The sequence below is a fragment of the Lentzea sokolovensis genome, from assembly GCF_033949975.1.
Lineage (GTDB): Bacteria > Actinomycetota > Actinomycetes > Mycobacteriales > Pseudonocardiaceae > Lentzea > Lentzea sokolovensis.
In genome coordinates this window covers 482,729-492,712 of sequence record NZ_JAXAVU010000012.1, presented here as the reverse complement: position 1 = coordinate 492,712, position 9,984 = coordinate 482,729, and the positions used below count along the sequence as shown (strand labels likewise).

Annotated in this window: 10 protein-coding genes; 7 read left to right on the top strand and 3 right to left on the bottom strand. The window is 67.8% G+C overall.

Annotated elements, in window-relative coordinates; genetic code table 11:
* Nucleotides 1–48: 48 nt before the first annotated feature.
* Nucleotides 49–990, bottom strand: coding sequence for a helix-turn-helix domain-containing protein (locus SK854_RS31155; protein ID WP_319978674.1), 942 nt, complete (start codon nt 988–990; stop codon nt 49–51).
* A 147-nt stretch (nt 991–1,137) separates the two neighbouring features.
* On the opposite strand from SK854_RS31155, the gene SK854_RS31150 reads away from it, so the two are divergent.
* Together SK854_RS31150 and SK854_RS31145 are read left to right on the top strand one after the other, a co-directional pair.
* A complete protein-coding gene (locus tag SK854_RS31150) occupies nt 1,138–1,941 on the top strand; it encodes an alpha/beta hydrolase (RefSeq protein WP_319978673.1) in 804 nt (267 codons plus the stop codon).
* Complete coding sequence (locus tag SK854_RS31145) at nt 1,938–2,717, top strand: MBL fold metallo-hydrolase (RefSeq protein ID WP_319978672.1); 780 nt, start codon at nt 1,938–1,940, stop codon at nt 2,715–2,717. Before SK854_RS31150 ends, SK854_RS31145 begins: the two co-directional genes overlap by 4 nt.
* Here the strand turns inward: SK854_RS31145 and SK854_RS31140 are convergent.
* Nucleotides 2,714–4,933, bottom strand: a complete 2,220-nt coding sequence (locus tag SK854_RS31140) for a P-loop NTPase fold protein (RefSeq protein ID WP_319978671.1) — start codon at nt 4,931–4,933, stop codon at nt 2,714–2,716. The genes SK854_RS31145 and SK854_RS31140 overlap by 4 nt on opposite strands.
* Nucleotides 4,934–5,022: 89 nt before the next feature.
* Here SK854_RS31140 and SK854_RS31135 point away from each other — a divergent pair, with 89 nt between their 5' ends.
* Genes SK854_RS31135 through SK854_RS31115 form a run of 5 tightly spaced genes read left to right on the top strand, consistent with a single transcriptional unit; the run spans nt 5,023 to nt 9,516 of the window.
* Nucleotides 5,023–6,654 (top strand): circularly permuted type 2 ATP-grasp protein, encoded by a 1,632-nt coding sequence (locus SK854_RS31135; protein WP_319978670.1) that lies wholly within the window; start codon nt 5,023–5,025, stop codon nt 6,652–6,654.
* Between the two features lie 13 nt (nt 6,655–6,667).
* Nucleotides 6,668–7,615, top strand: coding sequence for an alpha-E domain-containing protein (locus SK854_RS31130; protein ID WP_319978669.1), 948 nt, complete (start codon nt 6,668–6,670; stop codon nt 7,613–7,615).
* Between the two features lie 2 nt (nt 7,616–7,617).
* On the top strand, nt 7,618–8,460 hold the full coding sequence (locus SK854_RS31125) for a transglutaminase family protein (protein WP_319978668.1): 843 nt from the start codon (nt 7,618–7,620) through the stop codon (nt 8,458–8,460).
* Nucleotides 8,461–8,519: 59 nt separating this feature from the next.
* Complete coding sequence (locus SK854_RS31120) at nt 8,520–9,365, top strand: helix-turn-helix domain-containing protein (protein WP_319978667.1); 846 nt, start codon at nt 8,520–8,522, stop codon at nt 9,363–9,365.
* Nucleotides 9,340–9,516: a DUF397 domain-containing protein gene (locus SK854_RS31115; protein ID WP_319978666.1), complete on the top strand. Its 177-nt coding sequence runs from the start codon at nt 9,340–9,342 to the stop codon at nt 9,514–9,516. The genes SK854_RS31120 and SK854_RS31115 overlap by 26 nt, the downstream gene beginning before the upstream one ends.
* On the opposite strand, the gene SK854_RS31110 is transcribed toward SK854_RS31115, so the two are convergent.
* The gene (locus SK854_RS31110) at nt 9,501–9,929 is read right to left on the bottom strand and encodes a type II toxin-antitoxin system PemK/MazF family toxin (protein WP_319978665.1); all 429 of its coding nucleotides are present in this window, start codon (nt 9,927–9,929) and stop codon (nt 9,501–9,503) included. The two genes, SK854_RS31115 and SK854_RS31110, sit on opposite strands and share 16 nt — an antisense overlap.
* Between the last annotated feature and the right edge of the window lie 55 nt (nt 9,930–9,984).

Genomic DNA, 9,984 nt, shown 5'->3' with positions numbered 1-9,984 from the left:
AATTTGCCCTGCGGGTCGAGCGCCACAAGCGCTCCCCGCAGGGCTTTTTCACGTACTGCGCCATTCGCTCGGCAGCATGCCGAACGCGAGCCGGAACCTTCGCGTGAAGTGCGTCTGGTCCTTGAAGCCCCACCGCCGGGAGATCGTGCCGATGGACCGGTGCCGGGAACTGGGATGGACCAGCTCGGCCTTCGCCTGTTCCAGCCGGCACGCGATGATCCACTGCTCCAGGCGCAGGTTGGCATTGGAGCAGACGCGGTGCAGGTGACGGGGTGAGATGGCGAGCGCCGCGGCGATGTTGCCGGGACCGAGATCCGGATCACGCAGGTGCTGCCGCACGTAGGCGCGGATCTGGACGATCAGGGTCTGCTCGACGATGTCACGCGTGCTGGCGAAGTCGTCGACGGCCGTCGCGATGAGAGCGCGGGCGAGCTCTATGCTCGCGGCACCCAGCATGCCGGCCGCCGGGCTGTCGCTGAGCAGGTCCGCGTTCCTGGTGATGTCCAGCACGTGGCGGCTGAACAGCCCGTACAGCGGGCTCGATCTCAGTCTTGGCCCAGCCCGCCGCACGAGGTCGGCCGGCAGAGCCAGGTCCTCGGTCCACGTGTTGAGCGACTGCGCCGCACCGAATCCGCGCCAGCCGAAGGTGAACGGCTGGCTGACGTCCACCACCAGGATCTCCCCGCAGGACACCATCCGCAGGGTCGATCCAACCTGGTAGCGGGCCACACCGCTCTCGTGCACACCGATGGCGATGTGCTCGCCCGATTCCGCACGGGCGGCCTTCGCGGTGCGGACGTTGGCGAACGCGGTCGACTCCGCGCGCAGGATCGACGCGGAACCGAACGACCAGAGGTCCACCCTGGCCCGCACCGGCTCGTCGTCCTCCACATCCACCCGCGTCACCCCGGCGGCCTCGCGCATCGTGGTGATCAGCGCGTCCCGCCGATCGCGCGGCGCGAGCGTTGCGGTGTCGAGCAGAACGGCCATGCGAGATCCCCCTGTAGCGACGGCTGGTTGGCGTTGTGAGCCGACGGCACGGCGTTGTGGACCGATTTTGGCGCGCAGGCTTGATCTTAGGCTCGGACCGTCCTGGCGCGGACAGCTCGCATTCGTCGACTTCGGAAGGGCCGCAACATGAAGACCATCGTCCTGGTCCACGGTTTCTGGGTGACGCCCCGCAGCTGGGAGCAGTGGGTCGACCGCTATCAGCGCGCCGGCTACGACGTGGTCGCCCCCGCCTACCCCGGTTTCGAGGTGGAGGTCGAAGCGCTCAACGCCGACCCGTCGCCGATCGAGGCGGTCACCGCGCCCGCGATCATCGAACACCTCGAGTCCGTCATCAGACAGCTCGACGAACCGCCGATCATCATCGGTCACTCCGCAGGGGGTGCGTTCACCCAGGTCCTGCTCGACCACGGCTTCGGCGCCGCGGGCGTGGCGCTCAACTCCGCGCCGACAGAGGGCGTGCTCGTCACGCCGCTGTCGCAGATCAGGTCGACGCTGCCGGTGCTGAAGAACCCGGCCAACCGGCACAAGGCCGTCGGCCTCACCGCGGAGCAGTGGCGCTACGCGTTCACCAACACCTTCACCGAGGAGGAGTCGCTGGCGCTCTACCAGCGCTACCACGTCCCGGCCTCGGGGCGGATCCTTTGGGACGGTGTGCTGGCCAACTTCATCCCCGGCCCGCAGGACATCCACGTCGACTACCACAACGACAAGCGCGCGCCGCTGCTGTTCGTGTCCGGCAGCGAGGACCACATCATGCCGCCGTCGGTGCAGCGGTCGAACGCCAAGCACTACAAGTCGAACACCGTCACCGAGATCAAGGAGTACGAGGGCATGGCGCACCTGCTGCCCGCCCAGCAGGGCTGGGAGAAGGTCGCCGACGAGGTCCTGGCCTGGGCCGTCGACCAAGCAGGCTGGCCGGCCACCGCGTGAAGGACGTCCGTCTCACGCACATCGGTGGCCCGACGGTCCTCATCGAGGTCCACGGATGGCGCCTGCTCACCGACCCGACGTTCGACGCCCCCGGCCGCAGGTACGCCTTCGGCTGGGGCACGTCGTCGCGCAAGCTGACCGGCCCCGCCATCACTCCCGCCGACCTGGGGCCGGTCGACGCCGTGCTGCTCACCCACGACCACCACGCCGACAACCTCGACGACGCCGGCCGCGCACTGCTCCCCACCGCGGACACCGTCGTCACCACGGTCTCCGGCGCCCGCAGGCTCGGCAACGCCCGCGGCCTCGCGCCGTGGACCACCACCCGCCTCGACAAGCCGGGAGCGCCGTCGATCGAGATCACCGCGACCCCGTGCCGGCACGGCCCACCCCTGTCCCGACCCATCACCGGCGACGTCATCGGCTTCGCACTCCACTGGGACGGCCAGGACCACGGCGCGCTGTGGATCTCCGGCGACACGGTCCTGTACGACGGCGTCCGCGAGGTCGTCACCCGCGTCGAGGTCGACCTGGCCCTGCTGCACCTCGGCGGCGTCCGCTTCCCGATCACCGGGCCGCTGCGCTACACGATGACCGCCGCCGATGCCGTCGACCTGTGCCGCCACCTGCGCCCGCGCACCGTCGTCCCCGTTCACTACGAGGGCTGGCAGCACTTTCACCAGGGCCGCGCCGCCGTCGAACAGGCCTTCGCCGCCGCACCCGACGTCGGCGCGCTCGTTCGCTGGCTGCCGCTGGGACCCGGTGCAGACGCCTAGAAGAGCCTGGTCGTCAGCGCCGCAACCGCTTGCGCATCGCAGTCGCGTAGCAGGTCCCGCAGGTTCGCCGCCGCGTTGCGGTCGGCGTAGGTGAACCCGAGCTTGGCGATCGTCGCGCCCCACCGGACGTCGTCGTCGAGCGCATCGGCCAGGTCCTGCCAGCCACCGCGCAGCCGGTGCAGGTAGGCGGGCCAGCGCGTGGCTATCTCGGCGACGGCGACCAGGTGGCTCGCCTGTCTGACGTCCGCGGAGGCCAGCACGCGCAGGTAGAACTGCCACACGTTGAGCAGCCTCTTCTCCTCACGCACCGACTGCTCGGGCTGGGCCTTGAGCCGGTGCCGCAGATGTTCGCGCACTTCGGCGTGCTGCTCGATCGCGACGACGACCTGGTCGACGGTCGCCTGCTCGGGGACGACCGTCGAGGCCTCCGCGGTGGTGAGCGCCTCGGCCGTGATTTCGGCGCTGGCGTGGGGTTCCTCGCGATGTACTGGCCCGAGCTGGGCTAGCAGGATCCGGTCGACGGCGTCCTCCGTGGTGCGGGGCAGCCGAATCGGGAGCTGGATGAGTTTGCGCAGGAACGTCCACCCCGGACTCGGATCGTCCGGGTGCGTCACGATCTTCGCGTCGGCGAGCTCCTGGTAGGCGTGGTCGACGTGCGATGCGACGACCGTGGTGTCGAGACCCAGCACGAACCTCGTGGCGGGGAAGTCATCCGACAGGAACACGTTGATCGCCTCGAACACCTGGGCCGTGGTGCGCGGGGTGCACCGGTCGAGGTCGTCGATCAGCAGAATGAGCCGGTACCTGTGCGACTCCAGGTCCTTCAACAACGCTCTGATGTCGTGCTGTACCAGGTAGAGGTAGCCGGATCGGGCGTTGTAGTACGGGTCGCGGACCAACGGATCCGTTGTGGTGGTGGAGAAGGCATTGCTGACGACCGGTCCCGCGAACAGCTCACCCGGCAGGAACGCCGAGGCTCTGCCGAAGAGATACCGCAGTCCTGTGTGGACGACACCGGCCGCCGCGAGCCCCGCCGTCGCCCACCACGCCCAGCCGAGGCTGAGTTTGGTGAGCGCGCCCAGCAGGGACAACCCGAAACCGAGGCCCGCGAACGACAACAACGGCGAGGAGATCCGCCTCCACAGCTGACGCTGGAGATGACGGCGGTCCACACGGCCGGCGTTGCGGGAGAACCAGTACCGCTCGCGGTTGTTCTGGTGCGGCATGATCGCCGATTCGGCCGCCTCGGTCACCGCCTTCGCGAGGCCGGCCCACACCTGCTCGCTCGACTGGTGCCGCCACGGGTTGAACGGCACCACCAGCGGGTGCACCATCGGTTTGATCTTCGTCGGCTTCTGCTCGGGCGGCTCCACCACCTCAGGAGGCCGGTACAGCATGCGGTCCGCCTGGCCCGCGGTGAACCTGCGCCGCGGCCGTGTCGTGGTGGGCGGGGTGGGCATCCGGTTCCTGACCAGCTCAAGCAGCGTGCTCTTGCCCGAGCCCCAGGCGCCCTCCACCGCGATCACGGTCGGTCCGTCGTCATCACCTGGCCGGAGAACGTCCCGGAGCGCTTCGACCAGGGTGCCGCGGTCGAGCAGGTCTTCCTGCGCAACGCGGTCGCTGAACCCGCGGGTGGAGACCTGTCCGATGCGCGGAACAGGCGGTAGCAGCGGATTCCAGATCTGCACGTTGCCGTCGTCGTCACCGGAGACGATCCGCGGGCGCCCGTCGGGTCCGACGTAGCTGACCACGTGGTCGACCCGGCTGCCGGGAGCACCGATGCGCTGCTGCTCTCCACTGCGCGGGTCCCAGAGACGGATCGTGCCGCCCAGACTCGCGGACACGACCAGCGGTCCACTCGGTGTCGGGCACGTCGTGACCGTGGTGATCGACGTGGTGTGGCCGCTCAGAGTCCGCCACTCGCCCGTGTCGCCCGTGGTGCGGACGAGGACGTCCTTGCCGTCGACCCGCACGTGAAGCCCGTCGGGCCGGGAGAACCCCGCCAGGTTGTCGGCCGCGGGTCGCCAGTAGACCCGCTGCTCGCCTTCGTAGCGCAGTCCGGTGTTCGCGTGCACGATCTCGTGCACCCGGTGCCCGTGCACTTCGAGCAGCGGATCCGCGGCGACGTCCGTGTTGACCGCGAGCCGTGTGATCGGTTCCCCGAACCCGATGACGCGATCGAGAGTCATCCGCACTGCCTTGTCCGCCGCTGTCACGCCTGGAAAGTACCGAGTTTCGTTTCCGGCAGGTTTCTGTCCGGTCGGACTAGTGCGAAATCGGCCTGAACAGGGTGAAGATGTGGACCATGGAACACCGAGCCCGCACCTCTGGACTGCGCCGCAGCCGCACGGTCACCACGCCGAGGCTCGGTGAGCTGTTCAACGGCTATCTCAATCCGGAACGGCCGCACGCCGGCGCCTACGACGAGATGTTCTCCACGGACAACGGGGTGCGGAGTGCTTACCGCGCGCTGTACGAGTCGGTGGCTCCGTCGCAGGTCAACGAGCTGAACGCGCGCTCCGAGGCCTTGGGACGAGCCTTTGTGGACCAAGGGATCACGTTCTCGTTGAGCGGTCAGGAGCGGCCGTTTCCGCTTGATCTGATTCCTCGGATCATCACCGCGAGTGAGTGGTCGAAGCTCGAAAAAGGCATCGTTCAACGGGTGCGGGCGATGGAGATGTTCCTCGCGGACATCTACGGCGACGCGCAGATCGTTCGGGATGGAGTGTTGCCGCGGCGTCTCATTACGAGCTGCGAGCACTTCCATCGGGAGGCGGCCGGCATCAGTCCGCCCAACGGGGTGCGCATCCACGTGTCGGGTGTGGACCTGGTGCGGGACGAGCAGGGGACGTTCCGGGTTCTCGAAGACAATCTTCGTTGCCCGAGTGGCGTTTCCTACGTCATGGAGAACCGGCGGACGATGGCGCGGGTGTTTCCCGACCTGTTCGCACGGCATCGCGTGCGCGCGGTGGGTGACTATGCGGTGCATCTGCTCAGGGCACTCCGCAACGCTGCCGCGCCTAACGCGGCGGATCCGAACGTTGTTGTGCTGACGCCTGGTCTCGGCAACAGCGCCTATTTCGAGCACTCGCTGCTCGCGCGGCAGATGGGCGTGGAGCTGGTCGAGGGGCGGGATCTGTTCTGCCGCGACAACTTCGTTTACCTCCGGACGACCGAGGGTGAGCGGCAGGTCGACGTCATCTATCGGCGCATCGACGACGACTTCCTCGACCCCGTGCACTTCCGGCCGGACTCGGTGCTGGGCATCGCCGGGCTGTTGAACGCGGCGCGGGCGGGCAACGTCGTCGTGGCCAACGCCGTGGGCAACGGGGTGGCGGACGACAAGCTCGTCTACACGTACATGCCGGAGATCGTGAAGTACTACCTCCAAGAGAAGCCGTTGCTGCCGAACGTCGACACGTACCGGTGCTGGCTGTCCGAGGAGCGGGCGCACGTGTTCGACCGCATCGACGAGCTGGTGGTGAAGCCCGTCGAGGGGTCCGGCGGGTACGGGATCGTGTTCGGGCCGGACGCGACGGTCCGGGAGCTGAACTCGCTGCGGAAGCGGATCAAGAGCAACCCTCGCGGGTGGATCGCGCAGCCTGTCGTGCAGCTGAGCACCGTGCCGACCAAGGTCGGGGACAGGCTCGCGCCGCGGCACGTCGACCTGCGGCCGTTCGCGGTGAACGACGGCAACTTCATCTTCGTGCTGCCCGGCGGGCTCACTCGCGTGGCGTTGCCGGAGGGGAGTCTCATCGTGAACTCCTCGCAGGGCGGCGGGTCCAAGGACACGTGGGTGCTCGCGGCGAAGTCGTCGAACCAGGAACGGGAGCTCGCGGAGCCAGGGCTGGCCGGGCCGGGCGAGATGGAGGCCGCTGCCGCCGAACAAGGGCCGGAGCTGTCCACTTCCCAGCAACAGCAACAACAGCAGCAGTAGGGAGGCGCGCGAAATGCTGGCACGCAACGCGGAGTCGCTGTACTGGATCGGCCGTTACGTTGAACGGGCCGACGACACGGCGCGCATTCTGGACGTCTCGGTCCATCAGCTGCTGGAGGACGCGACCGTCGACCCGGACGCCACGTCGCGGCAGTTGCTGACGGTTCTGGGCATCAAGCCACCGGTCGGGGCCGACCAGTTCGACGTGTGGTCGCTCACGGAACTGGTGGCGTACAACAAGGACAACCCCAGTTCGATCGTGTCGTCGGTCAACAGCGCGCGCGAGAACACGCGTGGTGCTCGCGAAGTCGTGTCGACCGAAATGTGGGAGTGCCTCAACGCGATGTGGAACGCCGTCGCGGAACGGCAGACCTACGCGCGCACGATGGGGCCGCACGCGTTCTTCAGCTTTGTGGAGGAACGGGCGGCGATGTTCGCGGGCCTGGCCGACTCCACGATGTCACGGGACGACGGCTGGCGGTTCCTCGTGCTGGGACGGTCGGTCGAACGCGTCGACATGATCGTGCGGCTGCTGTTGGCTCGTGTGGGAGACAAGGCGTCCTCTCCTGGATGGGTCACGGTTCTGCGGTCGGCCGGTGCGCACGACACGTACCTGAGGACGTACCGCGGCGCGTTGGACGCGTCGAGAGTGGTGCAGTTCCTGTTGCTGGACAGGCTGTTCCCGCGGTCGGTGTTCCACGCGCTGAGGCAGGCCGAGTCCTGTTTGGAACAGCTGGAGAACCAGCCGTCGGTGCGTGTGGGGGCGCGGGCGGAGGCGCTTCGGTTGCTGGGCCAGGCGCGCAGCGAGCTGGAGTTCCTGCGGCCGCACGACCTGCTGGACGACCTGCCGAAGCGGCTGGCGGCCTTGCAGAAGACGGTTCGTGACGTCGGTGAAGCCGTGTCGCAGCAGTACTTCCACGTGGCGCAGTGGGTCGCCTGGACGAACACCGAGGTGGGCTGACCATGAGCTGGCGAGTACGTGTCGTGCACACGACGGGCTACCAGTACGACGCACCTGTTTCGCAGTCGTACAACGAGGCGCGACTGACACCGCGTGGTGACCGCCGACAGAACGTGGTCGTCTCACGCGTCGAGACCACCCCTGCGACCCGTGCGTACCGGTACACGGACTACTGGGGCACGGAGGTCACGTCGTTCGACCTGCACGCTCCGCACAAGGAACTGCAGGTAGTCGCGTCATCGGTCGTCGAGACGAGTTCGGAGATCGAGCCGGTGACCACGGGCACGTGGGGTGACGTGCGCGCGGAGAACATCGTTGACCGCTACACGGAGTTCCTCGAGCCCACCCGCTACACGCCGCGCAACCGCGACCTGCTGGCCGTGGCACGCGACCTCAAGAAGGGGCAGTCGCCCTCGGGTGCGGTGCTCGCGGCGTCGCAGTGGGTGTGGGAGCAGCTGACTTACCAGCCGGGGTCGACCGGCGTGCACAGTTCCGCCGTCGACGCGTGGCAGGAGAAGAAGGGCGTCTGTCAGGACTTCGCGCATCTGACGTTGGTGTTGTTGCGAGGCATGGGGATTCCGGCGCGTTATGTGTCCGGATACCTGCACACGAAGAAGGACGGCGCGCTGCGAGAGACGGTGCGCGGCGAGTCGCACGCGTGGATCGAGGCGTGGACCGGCGGATGGTGGGGGTACGACCCCACGAACGCGATGCCGGTCGGACCTCGGCACGTGTGGGTGGCGCTCGGCCGCGACTACGCGGATGTGGCTCCGTTGAAGGGGATCTACTCGGGTAGCGCGGCGACCGCGTTGGAGGTGACGGTCGACATCACGCGCCTCGCGTAGGACGTTTTCACCCGAATGAGCACCTTATTTGGACCTGCTACAAACCCTAGTTTCGGCCTATGACTGTGATCACATCCACTGCGTACAGCCGGGACCTCGGGGAAGAACTGCGTCGGTTGCGGGAGACCTGCACCGAGCTGGGTGGCCGCGCGATGGCCATCCGGCTCGGCTGGGATCCGAGCAAGATGTCCACCATTGAGCACGGCAAGGCTCGTGCGACCGAGATCGACCTGGTGCAGTTCCTGACCGCATGCGGCAAGGACGCCGACTTCTTCGAGGAGTTCCGGCGGCGCTACGCGAAGGCCTTCGACGAGTACATCGTGCAGGTGCCGGACAACACGCGGACGATGGCTCTGGCCGAGGCGACCGCCAAGACGATCACCAGTTACGACCCGCGGTCCGTGCCCGGTCTCTCCCAGACGCCGGAGTACGCCGACGCGCTGTACCGGCTGGGCGGCTTCATCGCGGAGGAACGAATCCCGACGATCGTGCAGTTCCGCATCGAACGCCAGGCGATCCTGCGACGACACGATCGGCCGACTTGCTTGTTCTACGTCCACGAGCTCGCACTGCGGCAGCAGGTCGGGAACGACCAGATCATGGAAGACCAGTGCGCGAAGCTCCTGTTCGGAGCGCCCGAGATCCGGATCGTGCCGGCGCACGTCGTGGTTCCGTCGTCGGGCTGCGTGCTCTGGGAGTACGAGAAGGCGTACCCGGTCGCCTTCGGTGAGACCGACCTCGCAAAGGTGTTCGTGCAGGATCCAGGGGCCATCGCGCGCACCAGGCTGCTCTTCGACCACCTGGATGAGGTCGCGCTGGATGCGGAACAATCGCGGAGCAAGCTGGCGGAGTACGTCAGCCCACCGCGAGAGGAATTCGATGGCCGAGGACCGCGCCTGGCGTAAGAGCAGCTACAGCGATGCGACCGAGGACGGGAACTGCGTCGAGGTCTCGATCGCTCAGGACGTGCTGGTTCGTGACTCCAAGAACGCCGACGCGGGCACGCTGAGCTTCAGCGCACCCGCGTGGCGTGCGTTCGTTCAGCGCCAGCCGTGACGTTCGCGTAGGACGTCCACGACCTGGCCGAAGGCGGCGGGTGCCAGCACGGCACCCTCACGCCGGATGTCGTCATCCGAGTCGAGGGCGAAGACGCGGTCGAGGCGCAGGTAGGAAGGCCTGCCCTCGCGGTCCCAGGCGCCCGCGCCCAGTTCCAGGAAGTCGTCGCGCGGCTCCTTCGACGAGAGCATCAGCGCCACGAGATCGGTGCCCGCATGGCCCACGACCAGCAGCGGGCGGTCCTTGCCGCGGTTGGCGTCCTCCTCGAAGGGCACCCACGCCCACACGACCTCACCGGGGTCGGCGTCGCCGTCCATGGTGGGCGCGTAGTCCAGCTTGGCGGCCTGTGCCGCGTCGAAAACCTCACGGACCGCGCCCTTCGCCGGGCGGGGGTCTTCACCGTTCGTCTGCACGGACGCACCCTAGTGGTGCAGGGCACAGCGACCTCTATGGGACCATAAGGGGACA

Bases quoted from the DNA above. Each gene is read 5' to 3' on its own strand.
- SK854_RS31155 (WP_319978674.1), bottom strand. From the start codon at position 990: ATGGCCGTTCTGCTCGACACCGCAACGCTCGCGCCGCGCGATCGGCGG.
- SK854_RS31150 (WP_319978673.1), top strand. From the start codon at position 1,138: ATGAAGACCATCGTCCTGGTCCACGGTTTCTGGGTGACGCCCCGCAGC.
- SK854_RS31135 (WP_319978670.1), top strand. From the start codon at position 5,023: ATGGAACACCGAGCCCGCACCTCTGGACTGCGCCGCAGCCGCACGGTC.
- SK854_RS31130 (WP_319978669.1), top strand. From the start codon at position 6,668: ATGCTGGCACGCAACGCGGAGTCGCTGTACTGGATCGGCCGTTACGTT.
- SK854_RS31125 (WP_319978668.1), top strand. From the start codon at position 7,618: ATGAGCTGGCGAGTACGTGTCGTGCACACGACGGGCTACCAGTACGAC.
- SK854_RS31120 (WP_319978667.1), top strand. From the start codon at position 8,520: ATGACTGTGATCACATCCACTGCGTACAGCCGGGACCTCGGGGAAGAA.
- SK854_RS31115 (WP_319978666.1), top strand. From the start codon at position 9,340: ATGGCCGAGGACCGCGCCTGGCGTAAGAGCAGCTACAGCGATGCGACC.